General features: G+C 72.1%; 17 protein-coding genes and 1 riboswitch. Of the genes, 7 read left to right on the top strand and 10 right to left on the bottom strand.

The features are described from left to right. Positions 1-255 precede the first annotated feature (255 nt). Positions 256-1362 carry an alanine dehydrogenase gene (gene ald / locus IOD16_RS31860; RefSeq protein WP_123745592.1) on the bottom strand — a complete coding sequence of 369 codons (1107 nt, stop codon included), beginning with the start codon at positions 1360-1362 and terminating at the stop codon, positions 256-258. A 195-nt stretch (positions 1363-1557) separates the two neighbouring features. Continuing rightward, positions 1558-1652, top strand: a riboswitch (glycine riboswitch). 147 nt (positions 1653-1799) lie between these two features. Between ald and gcvH the strand changes: the two genes are divergently transcribed. Continuing rightward, positions 1800-2180 carry a glycine cleavage system protein GcvH gene (gene gcvH / locus IOD16_RS31855; protein WP_201437479.1) on the top strand — a complete coding sequence of 127 codons (381 nt, stop codon included), beginning with the start codon at positions 1800-1802 and terminating at the stop codon, positions 2178-2180. A 4-nt stretch (positions 2181-2184) separates the two neighbouring features. Then, entirely contained in the window at positions 2185-3549 is a 1365-nt protein-coding gene (locus tag IOD16_RS31850; protein ID WP_201437478.1) for an L-serine ammonia-lyase, read from the top strand. 47 nt (positions 3550-3596) lie between these two features. On the opposite strand, the gene IOD16_RS31845 is transcribed toward IOD16_RS31850, so the two are convergent. From IOD16_RS31845 to IOD16_RS31825, 5 genes are all read right to left on the bottom strand, one after another. Continuing rightward, entirely contained in the window at positions 3597-4082 is a 486-nt protein-coding gene (locus IOD16_RS31845; protein WP_123745603.1) for a glutathione peroxidase, read from the bottom strand. After that, on the bottom strand, positions 4079-4393 hold the full coding sequence (locus IOD16_RS31840) for a transcriptional regulator (protein ID WP_201437477.1): 315 nt from the start codon (positions 4391-4393) through the stop codon (positions 4079-4081). Before IOD16_RS31840 ends, IOD16_RS31845 begins: the two co-directional genes overlap by 4 nt. Continuing rightward, a complete protein-coding gene (locus tag IOD16_RS31835; RefSeq protein WP_201437476.1) occupies positions 4386-5093 on the bottom strand; it encodes a hypothetical protein in 708 nt (235 codons plus the stop codon). The genes IOD16_RS31840 and IOD16_RS31835 overlap by 8 nt, the downstream gene beginning before the upstream one ends. 31 nt (positions 5094-5124) lie before the next feature. After that, a complete protein-coding gene (locus IOD16_RS31830; RefSeq protein ID WP_201437475.1) occupies positions 5125-7038 on the bottom strand; it encodes an ABC1 kinase family protein in 1914 nt (637 codons plus the stop codon). 302 nt (positions 7039-7340) lie between these two features. Then, positions 7341-7694, bottom strand: coding sequence for an SSI family serine proteinase inhibitor (locus IOD16_RS31825; protein WP_201437474.1), 354 nt, complete (start codon positions 7692-7694; stop codon positions 7341-7343). 187 nt (positions 7695-7881) lie between these two features. Here IOD16_RS31825 and IOD16_RS31820 point away from each other — a divergent pair, with 187 nt between their 5' ends. After that, on the top strand, positions 7882-9150 hold the full coding sequence (locus tag IOD16_RS31820; RefSeq protein WP_201437473.1) for an MFS transporter: 1269 nt from the start codon (positions 7882-7884) through the stop codon (positions 9148-9150). A 194-nt stretch (positions 9151-9344) separates the two neighbouring features. Here the strand turns inward: IOD16_RS31820 and rdmE are convergent, their stop codons facing one another. After that, positions 9345-10883 carry an aklavinone 12-hydroxylase RdmE gene (rdmE, locus tag IOD16_RS31815; RefSeq protein ID WP_201437472.1) on the bottom strand — a complete coding sequence of 513 codons (1539 nt, stop codon included), beginning with the start codon at positions 10881-10883 and terminating at the stop codon, positions 9345-9347. Positions 10884-10926: 43 nt separating this feature from the next. Next, positions 10927-11943 (bottom strand): Gfo/Idh/MocA family protein, encoded by a 1017-nt coding sequence (locus IOD16_RS31810; RefSeq protein ID WP_201437471.1) that lies wholly within the window; start codon positions 11941-11943, stop codon positions 10927-10929. 219 nt (positions 11944-12162) lie between these two features. On the opposite strand from IOD16_RS31810, the gene IOD16_RS31805 reads away from it, so the two are divergent. Further along, positions 12163-13452, top strand: a complete 1290-nt coding sequence (locus IOD16_RS31805) for a bifunctional o-acetylhomoserine/o-acetylserine sulfhydrylase (RefSeq protein ID WP_123745611.1) — start codon at positions 12163-12165, stop codon at positions 13450-13452. Next, positions 13449-14516, top strand: coding sequence for a homoserine O-acetyltransferase MetX (gene metX, locus IOD16_RS31800; protein ID WP_201437470.1), 1068 nt, complete (start codon positions 13449-13451; stop codon positions 14514-14516). The genes IOD16_RS31805 and metX overlap by 4 nt, the downstream gene beginning before the upstream one ends. Here the strand turns inward: metX and IOD16_RS31795 are convergent. Both IOD16_RS31795 and IOD16_RS31790 read right to left on the bottom strand, forming a co-directional pair. After that, positions 14513-16087 (bottom strand): cellulose binding domain-containing protein, encoded by a 1575-nt coding sequence (locus IOD16_RS31795; RefSeq protein ID WP_201437469.1) that lies wholly within the window; start codon positions 16085-16087, stop codon positions 14513-14515. The genes metX and IOD16_RS31795 overlap by 4 nt on opposite strands. 132 nt (positions 16088-16219) lie before the next feature. Next, the gene (locus IOD16_RS31790; RefSeq protein ID WP_201437468.1) at positions 16220-16720 is read right to left on the bottom strand and encodes a hypothetical protein; all 501 of its coding nucleotides are present in this window, start codon (positions 16718-16720) and stop codon (positions 16220-16222) included. A gap of 189 nt (positions 16721-16909) precedes the next feature. Here IOD16_RS31790 and IOD16_RS31785 point away from each other — a divergent pair, with 189 nt between their 5' ends. Further along, complete coding sequence (locus IOD16_RS31785; RefSeq protein WP_201437467.1) at positions 16910-18025, top strand: sensor histidine kinase; 1116 nt, start codon at positions 16910-16912, stop codon at positions 18023-18025. Then, the gene (locus tag IOD16_RS31780; protein WP_201437466.1) at positions 18022-18669 is read left to right on the top strand and encodes a response regulator; all 648 of its coding nucleotides are present in this window, start codon (positions 18022-18024) and stop codon (positions 18667-18669) included. Before IOD16_RS31785 ends, IOD16_RS31780 begins: the two co-directional genes overlap by 4 nt. The last annotated feature ends 54 nt before the right edge of the window (positions 18670-18723 follow it).

Raw genomic sequence — 18723 nt, 5'->3', positions numbered from 1 at the left:
GTCGCGAGGGCGTCGTGACTTACCCGTTATCACCCAAGTTCACTCGATTGCTTGAGCGCGCACACAGCGTGTCGCCACCGCCGGGCGAAATGTGCGCCGGATCGGTGGGGTCGCTGGGCAGGGACCCCTGTTCCCGGCTAAGATTGGTCACGCGGCCCGCTCCCAGTGACCCCCAGGCTGGTTGAGCGGGCCGTCTTTCTCACCGAAGGGCCCCGCTCACAGCACGTGAGCGGGGCCCTTCGCGGTAGCGGGGTGTCAGAGGTCGACCGGCGTGTGGGTCATCCCGTGCGCCTGCGCGACCGGCAGGTTCGTCAGCAGGCCCTCGTGCGCGTTCAGGCCGAGCGCCAGCGACGCGTCCGCCCGCAGCGCGGCCTCCCAGCCCAGGTCGGCCAGCGCCACGGCGTACGGCAGCGTCACGTTGGTCAGCGCGTAGGTCGACGTGCGCGGCACGGCGCCGGGCATGTTCGCCACGCAGTAGAAGACGGTGTCGTGCACCTGGTAGGTCGGGTCGGCGTGCGTGGTCGGCCGCGAGTCGGCGAAGCAGCCGCCCTGGTCGATCGCGATGTCCACGAGGACCGAGCCGGGCTTCATGTCGGCCACCAGGTCGTTGCCGACGAGCTTCGGCGCCTTCGCGCCGGGCACCAGCACCGCGCCGATGACCAGGTCCGCCTCGCGGACGGCCTCCTCGACCGCGTACCGGTTGGACGTCACGGTGCGCAGGCGGCCCTGGTAGAGCGCGTCGATGTGGCGCAGCCGGTCCACGCTGGTGTCCAGGACCTGCACGTCCGCGCCCATGCCGACGGCGATCGCCGCCGCGTTGAGGCCCGCCACGCCGCCGCCGATCACGACCACCCGCGCCGGGTGCACGCCCGGCACGCCGCCGGGCAGCACGCCGCGCCCGCCGGACGGCTTCATCAGCGAGTACGCGCCCACCTGCGGCGCGAGCCTGCCCGCCACCTCGGACATCGGCGCCAGCAGCGGCAGGGCGCCGTTCGGCGTCTGCACGGTCTCGTAGGCGACGGCGGTGGTGCCGGAGTCCAGCAACGCCTGCGTCAGCGGCCGGTCGGCGGCCAGGTGCAGGTACGTGAACAGGACCTGGCCCTTGCGCAGCCGCGGGTACTCCTCGGCGATCGGCTCCTTGACCTTGAGCACCAGGTCGCCCTCGGCCCACACGTCGTCCGCGCCGGGCAGCACCTTCGCGCCCGCGGCCAGGTACTCCTCGTCGGTGATGGCCGAACCGAGGCCCGCGCCGGCCTCGACCACCACGTCGTGGCCGCGCTGGGTCAGCTCGTGGGCGCCCGCCGGGGTCAGCGCGACGCGGTACTCGTGGTTCTTGATCTCACGGGGGACGGCGATCCGCACGGTGGGCTCCTTCGGCCGTTGTTACACCAAAGGTCCGGTAACGGGTATTCGGTGTCATCGTGCCGCCGGCACCAACGGGCCGGTTCGGCGTTGTGCTGATCGAACAAGCCCGGTGGCGCGTTGACACCCGTCGGGCCCGGCACCTAGCGTGCGGGCCAACCAACTGAACATCGGCCGCGGCGCGCCAGGAGCGCCGGAACCCGCGCGGGAGAGACCTCGGTGAACGTGCCGGGGCGCCGAAGGAGCAAGTACCCCGCACACTCTCAGGCAGCGAGAACCGCTCGGGTGAGGCGACTCTGGAAAGCGCGCCCAACCGCGCGCACCCACGGTGCAAGCCGGGTCGGACCGACGGTCAGCCGTCGCGACACCCCGGCGAAGCTCTCAGGTCCCAGGACAGAGTGGGGCTCTGGTGGACCTTGCCGTGAGGGAGCGCTGTCGTGACTTATCCGGACAACCTGCTGTACACGCCAGAACACGAGTGGGTGGACTGGGCGCCGGGTACCCAAGAGCCCGTGGCGGTCGGCATCACGTCGTACGCGGCGGACTCGTTGGGTGACATCGTGTTCGTGGAGCTGCCCGAGGTGGGCGCCGTGGTGACGTCCGGCCAGGTGTGCGGCGAGCTGGAGTCGACCAAGTCGGTCAGCGACCTGTACGCGCCGGTCAGCGGCGAGGTGGTGGAGGTCAACCCGACTGCCGTGCGCGACCCCTCGTTGATCAACAACGACCCGTACGGGGCCGGTTGGCTGTTCAAGGTGGCCGTGACCGACGCGTCCGGGCTGCTGACCGCGGTGAAGTACGCGGAACTGACCGGGGACTGACGTCATGGCGATCAGCGTGTTCGACCTGTTCTCCGTGGGCATCGGACCGTCGAGCTCGCACACGGTGGGCCCGATGCGCGCGGCGATGATGTTCGCGCAACGGCTTCGGCCCTCGGCGGCCTCGGTCGACCGGGTGCACGTGGAGCTGTTCGGCTCGCTCGGCGCGACCGGGCACGGGCACGGCAGCCCCAAAGCGGTGCTGCTCGGCCTGGAGGGCTCCCGGCCGGAGGAGGTCGACCCCGAAGAGGCCGAACGGCGGGTGGCGGAGATCCGCGCCACGGGACGGCTGCGGCTGGCCGGCGCGCGGGAGATCGCGTTCACCGAGGACACCGACCTGGTGATGCACCGGCGCAAGTCGTTGCCGCTGCACCCCAACGGCATGAGCTTCACCGCCCACTCGGGTGCCGCCGTGGTCGACTCGGCGGTGTACTACTCCGTCGGCGGCGGGTTCGTGGTGGACGACACGGCCACCGGCGCCGACCGGATCAAGGCCGACGAGACACCGGTCGCGCACCCGTTCCGGACGGGTGACGAGCTGCTGGCGCGGTGCCGGGAGACCGGCCTGTCGATCAGCGAGGTCATGCTGGCCAACGAGCTGTCGTGGCGCGACGAGCGGTCGGTGCGCTCGGGGCTGCTGGGGATCTGGGAGGTGATGCAGCAGTGCGTCGAGCGCGGCTGCACGCAGACCGGCGTGCTGCCCGGTGGCCTGAAGGTGCGGCGGCGCGCGGCCGAGATGCGGCAGCGGATGACCGCCGAGCACTACGCCACCGACCCGTTGCGGGTGATGGACTGGGTGACGCTGTTCGCGTTGGCGGTGAACGAGGAGAACGCCGCCGGCGGCCGCGTGGTGACCGCGCCGACCAACGGCGCGGCCGGCATCGTGCCCGCCGTGCTGCACTACTACACCCGCTTCGTGCCGGGCGCGTCCGACGACGGCGTGGTGCGGTTCCTGCTGACGGCGGGCGCGGTCGGCGTGCTGTTCAAGGAGAACGCCTCGATCTCCGGCGCCGAGGTCGGGTGCCAGGGCGAGGTCGGCTCGGCGTGCTCGATGGCGGCGGGCGGGCTGGCCGAGGTCATGGGCGGCACGCCGGAGCAGGTGGAGAACGCGGCCGAGATCGCCATGGAGCACAACCTGGGGCTCACGTGCGACCCGATCGGGGGACTGGTCCAGATCCCGTGCATCGAGCGCAACGCGTTGGCGTCGATCAAGGCGATCACCGCGGCGCGGATGGCGTTGCGCGGCGACGGCTCGCACTTCGTCTCCTTGGACAAGGTCATCAAGACCATGCGTGAGACGGGCAAGGACATGAAGGTCAAGTACAAGGAGACGGCCCGCGGCGGCCTGGCCGTGAACGTCATCGAGTGCTGACCTGGGGCGTGGGAGGCGGTGGACGGCCGCCTCGCACGCCCGCCTGGTCAGGGCAGGACGGCCTCGATCGCCTTGACGACGGCCTCGTCCTCGGGCTCGGTGCGCGGCCGGAACCTCGCGACGACCTCGCCGGACGGGGCCAGCAGGAACTTCTCGAAGTTCCACTGCACGTCGCCGGCCGCGCCGTCGGTGTCCGCGAACGCCGTCAGCTCGGTGTACAGCGGGTGCCGGGACGGGCCGTTCACCTCGACCTTCTCGAACAGCGGGAACGTGACGCCGTAGGTGGTGGAGCAGAACGTGGCGATCTCCTCCGCCGTGCCCGGCTCCTGCCCGGCGAACTGGTTGCACGGGAACCCGACCACGGAGAACCCCTGGGCCGCGTACCGCTCCTGCAACCGCTCCAGGCCCTGGTACTGGGGCGTCAGCCCGCACTTCGAGGCGACGTTCACCACCAGCACCGCCTTGCCGGCCAACTCGCCCAGGCTCGACGGCTCACCGGACAGCGTGCGCAGCGGGATGTCGTGGATGCTCATGCCCGCGAGGCTACGTGCCGTTCGACGAGCGCACGCAGGGCCGTCATCTCCGCCGCCAGCGCGGTCACGCCCGCCGCCGTCACCCGGACCCACGTCCGGGGCCGCTTGCCGTCGTACCCCTTCTCCACCGAGACCAGCCCGGCCTGCTCCAGCACCGCGATGTGCCGCGACAGGTTGCCCGCGGTCAGCTCCAGGGTCGACCGCAGGTAGCCGAACTCGACCCGCTTCGCCTCCGCCGCCACGGTGAGGATGCCCAGCCGGTGCTTCTGGTGCACCACGTCGTCCAGCGACGCGGTCGGGTGCTCAGCCACGCCGCAAACCCGCCAAGCCGCCGACGACGAGCACCAACCCGGGCAGCACGACCACGCTGCCCAACGACCACGTGCTGGGCGTGACGCCCTCCAGTGGCGTGAAGCCGGCGGACACGCACAGCGCGACCAGGTACGCCGCCGTGATGGTGGTGAACCGGGTGCTGCGCTCCACCGCCGCCAGCACCACCAGGCCGAGGCCGATGGCGATGAACTGCCCGATCGCCGGCTGGTCGTGCTGGAGGACCGCCGTGCCCAGCACGGCCGCCGTCAGGGTCGCCGCGCGCGGCGCCTTCCACCGCCACAGCACGGTCGCCGCGGCGAGCACGATCAGCCCGACCGCGGTGCCCGAGGAGAACCTGAACGGCAGGTGGTCCAGGGCCAGGCCGACCACCGGGCCGCCCAGGCCGATCGCCAGCGCGCCGAGGTAGCCCTCGGTGGACGTCTCGATGCCCACCCGCGCGCCACGTCCGCGGTACCACCACACCGTCGCGAGCCCGCCCACCACCAGGACGGCCGTCCAGTACACGCCGAGCGCCACTGGGTGCCGCACGTCGAACCCGCGCGACGCCGACCCCGGCGCGTGCAGCGGCACGGCCAGGAACGACGCGACGCCGAAGAACAGCAGCGGGAACGAGTAGGCGTGCCGGTCCTCCCGCGCCCGGCGGCGCAGCTCGGCCAGGTCACCCAGCAGGTCTGCCACCCAATCAGGTTTGCACCGCAAACCGGCCACGTCAACCGCGTGGCCGGAAGATGGTCACCACCACCCGCAGCCCGAGCAGCACGCTGATGACCAGCAGGTTGTAGCCGAACACCTGGAACAGCGAGATGTCCGGACCGACCCGCGGCCCGCCGTCCGCGCCCAGCAGCAGCACCGCCATCACGCCCGCCGTCGCGCCGAGCACGGTCAGCATCACCTGGTGCAGCAGCGAGACGATGAACTGCCGGTCGCGCTCGTCGGCGAACAGCCGCATGCTCAGCCCCAGCCGGCCCTGCTCCAACGCGCTGGAGATCCGGTCCGCCCGCCGGGGCAGCCGCCGCAGCATGGGCAGCACCGCGTGCAGCTCCTCGGTCACGGTGCGCTTCAGCGACTCGGGTGTGAGGTGCGCGCTGAACTGCTTGTCCGCGAACGACCGCGACTCGACCACGATGTTGAAGCCCGGCGACAACGCGGCCAGCGTGCCCTCCACCGTGGCCAGCGCCCGGAACACCGCCGCGATCTCCGGCGGGATGCTCAGCCCGTACCGGTAGACCAGCTTGAACAGGTCTCCGAACATCTCGACGTCCGGCCGCATCCCGGTGCTGAGGTGCCGTGCCATGAACTGCCCGAGCGCGCGTTCCAGCTGCTGTTCGTCGATCTCGTCGGGCCGCGCCACCAGCTCCAGCAGCGCGTCGCGCAGGCCGGCCGGGTCGCCGTGGTCGATGGCGAGCAGCAGCTTGCCCAGCGCGGACCGCAGCTGCGCGTCGATCCGGCCGACCGAGCCGAAGTCCAGCATGCCGAGCCTGCCGTCACCCAGCAGCATGATGTTGCCGGGGTGCGGGTCGGCGTGGAAGACGCCGTTGAGCATCACCTGGCGCAGCAGCGCGTCCAGGAGGGTGCGGGCCAGCGCGTCCCGGTCCACCGACTCCAGCGACGCCGACCGCACGGGCGCGCCGTCCAGCCGTTGCATGACCAGCACGCGTGCCGTGCAGAGGTCCTCGTGCACGGCGGGCAGCACCACGTCCGTGCCGTCGGACGCCGCCCGCACGGCCGCCAGGTTGCGCGCCTCGACCCGGAAGTCCAGCTCCTCGCGCAACGCGGCGGAGAACCCGGCGGCCAGGTCGCGCACCCCGATCGCCTTGCCCCACCGGGTCTTGTCGTGCATCGTCGACGCGAGCCGGATCACGATGTCCAGGTCGGCCTCGGCGACCCGCCGCACGCCCGGCCGCTGCACCTTCACCACCACGTCCTCGCCGGACTTCAGCCGTGCCCGGTGCACCTGCGCGACGGACGCGGCGGCGATCGGCCGCTCGTCGAACTCGGCGAACACGTCCTCCGGCGGCTGCCCCAGCTCGGCCACCAGCACCTCGCGCACCGCGGGCCACGGCGCCGCGGGCACCTTGTCCTGCAACAGCGCCAGCTCGTCGACCACGTCCGGCGGCAGCAGGTCCGGCCGCGTGGACAGCACCTGGCCGAGCTTGACGAACGTGACACCGCCCTCCTCCAGCGCCAGCCGCAGCGACCGCGCCAACCGGGTGTCGGTGCGCTCCCGCCCGCGCAGGTAGGGGCCGAGGCCGTGGCGGAACGCGATCGCGGTGATCCGGGAGTAGCGGCGGGCGCGCGAGATCCGCCCGCGCAGGGCGCGCCACCACTCGGTGGGCGGCGGGATCGACCCGGTCGGCACCACGATCTCGGCGAAGGTCAGCAGCGCGATCATCATCAGCAGCGCGATGCCGACCTGCACGGTGGCCAGCGCGGGCGTGGTCTCCGGGCCCGGCATGGCGTTCAGCGCGGCCTCGCTCATCGACAGGCCGACCATGCACGCGAGTGTGGTGCGGATCAACCCGACGTGGAGCCCGAGGATGCGGCGCGCGGCCAGGGCCATGCCGAGCACCAGCGCCAGGAACGTCGTCGGAACACCGACCGTGTACAGCAGGAAATCACCCATACGTCTTCCCCCAAGCGGTTCGCGCGGAGGATAGAACGGGCTTCCTGAGACGGTGCGTGTCTGACGGAAAGGTCCGATCACACGGATGGCTCAGGGGAGGCGATCACCCGGTAGTGGTTTCGGGTAGTGCCGTGTGGCGTCCCCGTTTCACGAGTGTGAAGAGTGTTGACGTTCGGGTGCGGTAGTCCCTACGGTCGCCTGAGAGGTCCGAGGACCTTCGCACGATCCCGTGGAGGGCCACGACTTCGGCGGCGGTGTCGCGGGCCCTCCACGGGTGTGCTGCCCCGGTGCCGGTCGCCGGGTCAGAAGTCGAAGACCGGGCCGGTCTCCGCGCGCATGACGCACGGGTTCGCGAACTCGGCCTCGAACGACCGAGTCTCGCCGCGCCACGTGCCGGACGCCGTGACGCGCACCGGGTCGTACTCCAGCGTGCACAGGCCCTGGCCGGTCGACAGGCCGTCGACCTGGCCGTCCACATCGGACAGCGCGAGGCACGCCTCGTCCGCCCTGGGGTGCAGCCCGCCGGCGGGCTCGCAGGTCAGGTTCGAGAAGAGGACTGAGTCGGCGCGCTGCACGCTGAGCACGAAAGAGGACTCCGGCGCGGAGAACGCGGGGATCAGCGCGGCGATCGCCGCGAACAACGGGAGTGGTGCCATGCTCCACAGCCTGGACGCCGATTACCGCTGAACTCCAGGCATCTCACCGGATCGTGTGGTTTCCGGCAAGATCGACTCAGGTCGGCCCTGCCCGGTTGCGCTACCCGTGGGTAATTGTCGAAGTGATCTGATGTGACGTGGCTCACTGTCGAGGTGGCTGCGCGCCCGCGCGGGCCAGGGTGGGTGGATGGCTTCCGAGGTGCGCAGGGTGGCGCTCGCCAGTTCCGCCGGGAACGCGGTGGAGTTGTACGACTTCCTGCTCTACGGCACCGCGTCCGCGCTGGTGTTCGACAAGCTGTTCTTCCCGTCCTTCGACCCGCGCATCGGCACGCTGCTGGCGTTCGCCACGTTCGGCGCGGGGTTCCTCGCCCGGCCCCTGGGCGGGGTGGTGATCGGCCACTTCGGCGACCGCCTCGGACGGCGGTCGATGCTGGTGCTGACGTTGACGATGACCGGCTTGTGCACGGCGGCCATCGGGCTGCTGCCGACGTACTCCTCGATCGGGCTGGCCGCGCCGCTGCTGCTCGTGCTGCTGCGGGTGGTGCAGGGGTTCTTCCTCGGCGGCGAGCAGGGCGGCGCGACGTTGATGGCGGTCGAGCACGCGCCCGCGGGGCGAACCGGGTGGTACGGCAGCTGGACGTTCCTCGGATCGCCGATCGGGCTGCTGCTGGCCAACGGCGCGATGGCGGCGTCGACCGCGGTGTCCGGCGACGCGTTCCTCAGCTGGGGCTGGCGGGTGCCGTTCCTGCTGAGCCTGGTGCTGGTGGCCGTCGGGCTGTACGTGCGGTTGTCGGTGGAGGAGAGCCCGGTGTTCCGCGAGGCGCGGGAGTCGGCGGGCGCGGTGCGGCTGCCGGTGGCCGTGGTGCTGCGGGAGTCGTGGCGGAAGGTGCTGCTGGGCGCGGGGGTGAACCTCGGGTTCAACATGTTCATCTTCGTGGTGGCGACGTTCGCGGTGTCGTACGGGACGCGCCAGCTCGGGATGGCGCGGGGGACGCTGCTGACGGCCGGGCTGATCGGGGCGTTCGCGCAGGCGGTGGCGATCCTGGTGTTCGCGCGGCTGTCGGACCGGGTGGGTCGGTTGCCCGTGATGCTCGGCGGGGCGGCGTTCCTGGGCGTGTTCGCGTTCCCGCTGTTCTGGCTGCTGGAGACCCGTTTCACCGGCCTGGTCGTGCTGGCGATGGTGGTGGCCTTCACCGGTTCGGCCGCCGTCTTCGGCCCCATGCCCGCTTACTACGCCGAGCTGTTCGGCACCCGTGTGCGGTACAGCGGCGTTTCGTTGAGCTACCAGCTTGGCGCCGTGCTGGGCGGGGGCCTGTCGCCGGTGATCGCCACGTGGCTCCTCGGCGTCACGCCGACCCACGCCTCGTGGCCGATCTCCCTCTACCTGGTCGTGGGCGCCGTGATCAGCACCCTCTCCCTCCTCGCCATCGGCGAAACCCTCCGCCGCCACCCCTGACCCCCGCGAGAGTCCAACGTTCAGGGCGCGAGAGTCCAACGTTCACGCACCCTGAATTCAACGCTCGGACCGACCGCGCGGTATGCCGAGTGTTGAATTCAGGTGCTCCGAACGTAGGACTCTCGCGCCGCGAACGTAGGACTCTCGCGCTGTGAACGTAGGACTCTCGCGGTGTGGAGGTTGGACTCTCGCGGTTAGAGGGATTTCAGGGTGTGGAGGGTGGTGGTGAGGGCGGTGGGGGAGGCGGGGGGATTGGTGGTGTGGTGGGCGATGACGCCGTCGGGGCGGATGAGGGCGGCGCCCGTCCGGCCGATCCGGTAGCGGGCCGACAGGGCGCCGGTCGGGTCGGTGATGGCGGGGACGTGCAGGGACGGCGCGGCAACGGCGCGCCAGGCCGGGTTCAGGGTGATCAGGGTCCAGGCGCCGAACAGGTCCACAGTGGACACCTCACGGCCGTTGCGGGTCACCACGACGTGGGGCGCGCGGAAGCCCGGACGGGCGGACGGGTTGGCCGGGTCCTCCATCGGCGACGGGTCGGTGTCCTCGATCAGCACGGCGTTCGAACGGCAGCGGTAGCCCAGGGTCAGGTGCATCGGGTCGACCTCGGCCGGCACGTCCGGGCCCGCCAGGTGCGGCGCGAACCGCTGCACGTAGTTCGCGTACGACCCGTCCACCACCAGCTTCGCGTACGGCCGCCGCTCGGCCTCGTAGCTGTCCAGCAGACCGACCCCGGCCTCGCCCTTCAGCACCTCCGCGAGCTTCCACGCGAGGTCGAACCCGTCGCCGATCGCCGTGTTCCCGCCGAGCCCGCCGGTCGGCGGCGTCACCTTCGCCGCGTCGCCGACCAGGAACACCCGCCCCGCCCGGAACCGGTCGCTCACCCACGCCGCCATCTCCCACGCGGTGACCTCCAGGACGTCCGGCTCCAGGTCGGGCGCGTCCGTCGCGATCCGCAGCAGCTCGACGCACCGCTGGACCGGGTAGTCCGCGGCCGACTCCCGCGCCGGGTCGTACTCGATGGTGAACACGTTGCGCCGCGCGGTGTTCGTCGCGACGAAAGCCCCGGTGAACGCCGGGTTCCGCAAGTAGAACAAAGTCAGCTTGTCGGGCACGATGTGCGCGGTCAGGTCGGCGTCGAACACCACGCCGACGTGGCGCGTCAGCTCGCCCGGCCCCTGCCGCCCGATGCCCGCGAACCCGCGCACCACGCCCCGGTGCCCGTCCGCGCCGATCACGTAGTCCGCCCGGACGGTGTACTCGTGCCCGGCCGAGCGAACCCGCGCCGTCACCCCGTCGTCGTCCTGCGCCAACGACACCAACTCGGTCTCGAACAGCACCTCCGCACCCAGCTCGCGTGCCCGGCGCAGCAGCACCGGCTCCACGTGGTCCTGGCTCGCCAACGCCGGGCGCTCGGGGCTGAGCGTGGCGTCCCACTCGTCGTCCTCGTGCACGATCGAGTGAAACACCCGTCCGCGCAGGCTTTCCGCGACCTTGATCACCAGCCCGCCGCCCAGGCCCGCCTCGCCGGCCAGCACCTCGTCGGCGACGCCGGCCCGGCGCAGCACCTCCATCGTCCGGTGCGTCTGCCCGGTCGCCTTCGGGTGCGGCGACGTCCCCCGGTGCTTGGAGATGCCCAGCACCGAAACGCCCTGCTGCGCCAGGAACAACGCCGCCGTCAACCCGCTGAGCCCCGCCCCGACCACCAGCACCTGCACACGCCTGTCGTCTCCCATGACTAAGAATCTTAGTCACTGAGAGATTCAGGAAGCAAGACGCTCAGGCGAGCGAGACGACCTCACCCGAACGAGCCGACTCGAACGCCGCCTCGACCACGTCCAGCCCGGCGACCGCGTCGGCCACCGGCACCGGCGCCTGACCAGCGGCGACGGTCGCGTAGAAGTCCTGGTAGGCCCCCGGCTCGGTGCGCACCGGCTCCGTCCCGAGCACGCCCCACTGCTCCACCGGGTCCTCGCCCCACCCCTCCCCGCCGGGCACCGCGCCCGCCTTCAACGCCTCCTCCTGCGGGTCCATCCCGTGCTTCACGTACGCCGACCGGTCGCCCAAGACCCGGAACCGCGGCCCCTGCGACGCCGCCAGCGCCGACGCCCACAGGTGCGACACCTCACCGGACGGGTGGGTCAGCGCCAGGAACGCGTCGTCGTGCGCGCGAGCGCCGGCGCGCAACGTCCGCACCTCCGCGTACACGCGCGTCGGGCGCCCGAACAGCGCCACCGCCTGGTCCACCAGGTGCGTGCCCAGGTCGAACACGATGCTGCCCAGGTCGGCCGGGTCGCCGGACTCCTTCCACCCCTCCCGGACCTCCGGCCGCCACCGCTCGAACCGCGACTCGAACCGGTGCACCCGCCCCAACGCGCCCTCGCGCACCAGCCGCGCCACCGTGCGGAAGTCGCCGTCCCAGCGCCGGTTGTGGAACGGCGCCAGCAGCAACCCCCGGGTCGCCGCCAGGTCCGCCAGCTCCCGCGCCCGCGCGGCCGACGGCGCGAACGGCTTGTCCACCACCACGTTCAGCCCGTGCTCCAGCGCGGCCCGCGCGTGCGCGGCGTGGTGCCGGTTCGGCGTGGTCACCACGACCAGGTCGAACTCGTCGGCGCGCCGCCACACCTCGTCCACGGACGCGATCAGCTCGGCCTCCGGGTAGCGGGACGCCACCTCGGCCCGCCGCTCGGGGTTGCCGGTGACGACGGCGGCCAGCGCCAAGCCGGGCGTGGTGGACAGGAACGGTGCGTGGAAGGCGGCTCCGCCGAGCCCGTAGCCGATCAGTGCGGTGCGCATGCACCGAACCCTAAGCGTCCCAAGTCGTGGACGCCCTGTCGTGGACGGTGACCCGGCGCTACGTTCAGCGCATGATCCCGCTGGTGGCCCGTCGGCACGTGGACCGCGTGCGCGTCAGCGGCACGGCTTGTCGCCTCGGCTGATCCAGCCCGACAACCCCGCACGACCGGTGTCTTCGGCGTGCCGGAAAAACCAGAGCCAGACAAGGAGCCACCAAGCATGTCCTGGTCCTTCGACACCAAGCAGGTCCACTCCGGCGCCGCGCCGGACCCCACGACCGGCGCGCGTGCCACCCCGATCTACCAGACCACGTCGTTCGTGTTCCGCGACTCCGCGCACGGCGAGGCGCTGTTCAGCCTGGCCGAGCCGGGCAACATCTACACCCGCATCAACAACCCCACGCAGGACGTGCTCGAGCAGCGGGTCGCCGCGCTGGAGGGCGGCGTGGCGGCGGTGGCGTTCGCGTCGGGCCAGGCCGCCGAGACCGCCACCGTGCTCAACCTCGCCCGCGCCGGCGACCACCTGGTCTCCAGCGCCTCCCTCTACGGCGGCACCTACAACCTGTTCCACTACACGCTGCCCAAGCTGGGCATCGAGGTGTCCTTCGTGGACGACCCCGACGACCTGGACGCCTGGCGCGCCGCCGTGCGGCCGAACACCAAGCTGTTCTTCGCCGAGTCGCTGGCCAACCCGCGCAGCACCGTGCTGGACATCGCGGCGGTCGCCGAGGTGGCGCACGCGGCGGGCGTGCCGCTGGTGGTGGACAACACCGTGCCCACGCCCTACCTCGTGCGGCCGATCGAGCACGGCGCGGACATCGTGGTCCACTCGGCCACGAAGTACCTCGGCGGGCACGGCACCGCGGTCGCGGGCGTGGTCGTGGACGGCGGCACGTTCGAGTACTCCGACGCGGCGAGGTTCCCGGACTTCAACGACCCCGACCCCAGCTACCACGGCCTGCGGTACTGGCCCGCGCTCGGGCACGGCGCGTTCGCCGCGAAGCTGCGGGTGCAGGGCCTGCGCGACACCGGCGCCGCCATCGCGCCGCTGACCAGCTTCCTGATCATCCAGGGCATCGAGACGCTGTCGCTGCGCATCGACAAGCACTCCTCGAACGCGCTGGAGCTGGCCCGGTGGCTGGAGGCGCGCGACGAGGTGGCGAAGGTGCACTACGCGGGCCTGCCGTCGAGCCCCTGGCACGGGTTGGCGCAGAAGTACCTGCCGACCGGCGCGGGCGGCGTGGTGTCGTTCGAGCTGCACGGCGGCGTGGCGGCGGGCCGGGCGTTCGTGGACGGCGTGGAGCTGTTCAGCCAACTGGTGAACATCGGCGACGTGCGCAGCCTCATCGCCCACCCGGCCAGCACCACGCACAGCCAGCTCACGCCCGAGCAGCAGGTCGTCTCCGGGGTCACGCCCGGCCTGGTGCGGCTGTCGGTGGGCATCGAGGGCGTGGAGGACCTCAAAGCCGACCTGGAGGCGGGGTTCCGCGCCGCCAAGTCGGTGCGGTGAGCCACGGGTCCACTTCCGGGAAGACCCCTCCCACCGCCGGCGGGTGGCGGGAGGGGGACCCGAACGGGCGACGCCGGTGGTTGCGCGGCGGCGCGCTGCCCGGTCTGCCCGGCCTGTCGATCGCCTACGAGACCTGGGGCGCGCTGAACGCGGACCGGTCGAACGCGGTGCTGGTGCTGCACGCCCTGACCGGCGACAGCCACGTCGCGGGCCCGGCCGGACCGGGTCACCCCACGCCCGGCTGGTGGGACGGGCTGGTCGGGCCGGGGCGGGCGCTGGACCCCGAGCGCTGGTTCGTGGTCGCGCCGAACGTGCTGGGCGGCTGCCAGGGCACCACGGGGCCGTGGGCGACCGCGCCGGACGGCAGGCCGTGGGGCGCGCGGTTCCCCCGCCTCACGGTGCGCACGCAGGTGGCCGCCGAGGTGCTGCTGGCCGACGCGCTGGGCGTCGACGCGTGGGCCGCCGTGCTGGGCGGCTCCATGGGCGGGATGCGGGCGCTGGAGTGGGCGGTGTCCGAGCCCGACCGGGTGCGCGCCCTGCTCGTGCTGGCCGCGCCGGCGGCGTCCACGGCCGAGCACATCGCGCTGGCGTCCGCCCAGCTGCACGCCATCCGGCTCGACCCGGTCGGCGGCCTCGGCGTGGCCCGCCGGATCGCGCACGTCGGCTACCGGGGCGAGGCGGAGCTGACCGCCCGGTTCGGCCGCGAGAAGCGCGCGGACGGCCGGTTCCAGGTGGAGTCCTACCTGGACCACCACGCGGACAAGCTGGTCCGCCGGTTCGACCCGGCCAGCTACGCCACCCTCACCGAGGCCATGAACAGCCACGACGTGGGGCGTGGGCGCGGCGGTGTGCGGGCCGCGCTGCGCCGGGTCACGGCGAGGACCCTGGTGGCGGGCATCGACTCCGACCGCCTGTACCCGCTGCGGCAGCAGGCCGAGGTCGCCGACGCCGTGCCCGGCGCCGGCGACCTGCGCGTGGTGACCTCGCCCTACGGCCACGACGCGTTCCTCATCGAGGTCGACCAGGTGTCGAAGCTGGTCTCGGAACTGCTCGGAACCGGCTAGAACCCGGCCGTGATGCGGGTGAACTCCCAGTCGGCCTGCGGGATGCCGCTGCACGTGGACGACACCTGGCCGTCGCACCCGCCGCGGTCGCGGTTGACCGCCCAGAACGCGAACCGGGCCAGCCCGTTGGACTTCGACCAGTCGCGCAGCTGCGTCCACGTCTGGGTGGTCGTCACCTCGCGCTGGTCGGACAGGCCGTTCATGCCCGAGATGCCGACGTGCCCGAACGCCTGCGCGTCCGACCACCCGAACGTGGCCTTCAGCTTGTTCTTCAGCCCGGTGGCGGCGTTGATCGTGTCCGTGCCGATGTTCGAGCTGCCGAAGTCGAACGGCATGATCGTGAACACGTCGACGCCCGCGCCGATCGCCGCCGCCCGCTCGATCAGCCGGTTGCCCCACGAGTTCGGGCCGGTGGTCGTGGTGCCGAACGTGACGATCGTCTGGATGCCCGGGTTGGCCGCCTTGACGATCTTGAGCGCCTCCAGGATCCGGTCCTGCACGGCGGCGTTCTCGAACTCGTCGGTGTTCTCGATGTCGATGTCGATGGCCTTGAGCCCGTAGGCGTTGATGACCTGCTGGTACGCGCCGGCCAGCGCCTGCGGGGTCGAGCAGTTCGGGCCGAGCTTGTTGCCGCTCCACCCGCCGAACGACGGCACGACGTCCCCGCCGGCCGCGCGGATCTGCTGGATGGCCTGCGCGTCGATGCCGCCGGCCAGCGGCCGGTTGCCGTCCCACGCGGGGTTGCAGCCGCCGGACGACAGCACGAACGCCATGGTGAACCACTTGACGCCGGTGGCGCTCATGATCGTGGCAGGCGCGGGCGGGTTGCCCCAGCCGAGGAACAGGTAGGGCGCGCCGCGCCCGCCGGTCGGGTTGGTGCCCGGCTGGGTGGTCGCGGAGACCTGGTTCGACGGGCCGGAGGTGTTCGACGCGGCGTCGCGCGCACGCACCGCGAAGGTGTACGCGGTGGAGGCGTTCAGGCCGGTCACGGTGGCCGTGGTGCCCGTGACGGTGGTGGCGACCGACGTGCCCCGGTACACGTCGTACGCGGTCACGCCGACGTTGTCGGTCGACGCGGTCCAGGACAGGGAGACGGAGTTGCTGGTGGTGCCGGTGACGCGCAGGGAGCCGGGCGCTCCGGGCGCGACCGTGTCGCCGCCGCCGCCACCGGTGCAGGGAGCCCCGTTGACGGTGCAGTTGAGCGGCGCGCCGGAACCGGTGCCGACGAAGCCGAAGCTCGCCGACGCGCCGACGCCCAGGGCGCCGTTGTACTCGCGGTTGGACGCCACGTAATGATCACCCGTTCGGGTGACAAGTGCGTCCCAGTACGACCCGAGGGAGGTGCCCGCGGGCAGGTCGAACTCGACGCGCCAGGAGCTGATGGCGGACGGTCCGCCGTTGGCGACGGTGAACTTGGCCTCGAAGCCGCTGCCCCAGTCCTGGGTCTTGGCGAAGGTGGCGGTGACGCCCGGCGCCGCTTGCGCGGCCGGGCCGACGATCAGTGAACCTACGGCTATCGCGCCTGCTGCGAGCAGCGCGCTCGTGCGCCGTGACAGCGCTCGTCGTGACATGAAGGGGTCCTCCTCGGCGGGATCGGCAGGGTGAATCGCGCCCACCTCGGAGAGTGGTCTAGACCAAATAAAAAGGCAAGGCTCTTTACTGTTTTGCCGGCGACGAGGCGCGGCGGAACCGGGCGAAGGGGACTATTCGTCCAGGGCGGTCGCGATCCACGGCGACACGGGCAGGTCGCGCAGGCCGCACTCCACGGCCAGCTTCACCGTCCACCGCAGGGCCTGGAGCACCACCGTGGCCAGCTCCTGCGGCTGCCCGTTGGCCAGCGCGATCTCGATCTGCTCGGCCGCGGCCTCCTGGTCGCCGTGCACCTCGGCGAGCAGCGTGCGGATCGCGGTGCGCACCGGCGGGTCGGCGTCGTCGATCGGCACCTCCTGCCCGTCCTCGTCGAAGACCTGCATCTTGACCGGGGTCGCACCGCCCGAGCCGAGCGCGGCGACCATGTCGCTGCACTCGGAGAACAGCAGGAGCACCAGCTCCCGGATCTCCTCGTTGCCCTCGGGCGAGCCGCTGAGGTACCCGGTGACGAGGTCGACCGCGACCGCGTCCTCCCCGACCTTGGCTGCGGTCAGGGCCTCACCGGCCACGGCCTGGAGCCGCGACCAGCGATCCGGATCTTGCTGCGGGTGCATTCAGCCATCTTCCAACACGGAGTAGGGGCGCACAGCTCTGCATATTGCCTACCCGGTGGCGTTCGCCCACCGCAACGGCTTGTCCGGCGCGCCGCCTCTCGGGTATGGCGCGGTCGGGCGCGTCGTACCCGGGTATGACAGACCCTGGTGGCATGTGCCGACGCGGTCCCGCCGCCTAGCATCGGGGCCGTGATCCGCACTGTCCTCCAGGTCGTGCTGTTCCGCGACCGGTCGCGGGTCTTCGACGGCTTCCGCTTCCGCCACCCGCTGGTGGCGCTCGTGCTGCTCTACGGCCTGATCATCGCGACGGGCGTGAGCTCGGACTACGTCACGGCGGAGGACCCGGACGGCTGGTGGCCGCTGCTGTTCGCCGTCGTCGCCGGCAGCACCGCGCTGACCCTGCGCTCCACGCTCGTGGCGTGGCGGCTGGCCACGGCCGGCCTGGTGGCCACCCGGCTGCTGATGCCGTCCGAGCCGTCGGTCCTGGGCAGCTGGCAGTGGTGGTGGTACGTGCCGGTGCTGCTGGCGGTCGCGACCGCGCACCGCGGCCGGGTCGTGCTGCTCGTGGCGTCGATCACGTGCGCCGTGCTGCTCGCGATGGACCAGGGCGCCGACGTCCTGCAGGACATCGCCCTGCTGCTGGTGGTGCTCGTGCTCGGGTACGCGGTGGGCGCGCGCGGCCGGGCCGAGCGGCGGTTCCACGCGGAGCAGGACGAGAAGGCGGCGCTGGTCGAGCGCGCCCGGATCGCCCGCGAGATGCACGACGTGGTCGCGCACCACATGTCGCTGGTGGTGGTCCGGTGCGAGACCGCGCCCTACCGGATCGCGGACCTGCCCGAGGCCGGCGAGCGGGAGTTCGCCGAGCTGGGTGCGGCGGCCCGGGCCGCGATCACCGACATGCAGCAGCTGCTCGGTGTGCTCCGGGAGTCCGGCCGGCAGGCCGAGCGGACGCCGCAGCCGGGGCTGGCCGACATCAGGTCGCTGCACGCCGACGCGGCCGTCACCGACGCCGAGGTGCCGGGGGCGGTCGGCCTGACCGCGTACCGGATCGTGCAGGAGGCGCTCACGAACGCCGGTCGCCACGCGCCCGGCTCGACCACGTCGGTGGCCGTCGACCTGGTCGACGACGAGCTGCGGGTCGTCGTGCGGAACACGGTGGGAGGGCCGTCGCTCGGCGGTGGCGGCGGGCACGGGCTCAGGGGCATGCGGGAACGGGTGGCGGTGCACGGCGGTTCGCTGACCGCCGAACCGACCTCGGACGGGGGGTTCGCGGTGCGGGCGACGGTTCCGGTGGGCCGGCGATGATCCGGGTGCTGGTGGCGGACGACCAGGAGATGGTGCGCGAGGGCTTCTCCGCGCTGCTGGACGCCCAGCCGGACATCAGCGTGGTCGGGTCGGCCGGCGACGGCGTCGCCGCCGTCGGCGAGGTCCGCCGGCTGCGGCCGGACGTGGTGCTGATGGACGTGCGGATGCCGGAGATGGACGGGCTGACCGCGACCAGGCTGCTGGCCGACGACCCGGTCAAGGTGCTCGTGCTGACCACGTTCGACCTCGACGACTACGTCTACGAGGCGTTGCGGGCCGGTGCGAGCGGGTTCCTGCTCAAGCACGCGCCCGCGAGCGAGCTGCTGGCCGCGGTGCGGGTGGTGGCGCGCGGCGAGGCCCTGCTGGCGCCCTCGGTGACCAAGCGGCTCATCGAGGACTTCGTGAAGGCGCAGCCGGTGCGGGTGGTCAAGCCCGCCGCGCTGTCCGCGTTGACCGAGCGGGAGACCGAGGTGCTGGGGCTGATCGCGCAGGGCCTGTCGAACGGCGAGATCGCCGCGCACCTGGTGCTGGCCGAGCAGACGGTGAAGACGCACGTGAGCCGGGTGCTGATGAAGCTCGGCCTGCGCGACCGCGCGCAAGCCGTGATCGCGGCCTACGAGTCCGGCCTCGTGGTACCCGGGTAGGGCCTCGGGATCGGCACCGCGGGGTGACGATCCGCGCGGCGTGGTCTCCCTAGC

The sequence above is a fragment of the Saccharothrix sp. 6-C genome (assembly GCF_016695385.1).
Taxonomy (GTDB): Bacteria; Actinomycetota; Actinomycetes; order Mycobacteriales; family Pseudonocardiaceae; genus Actinosynnema; species Actinosynnema texasense.
Note: the sequence above shows the minus strand (reverse complement) of the source record. Positions and strands in the feature narration are given on the sequence as shown.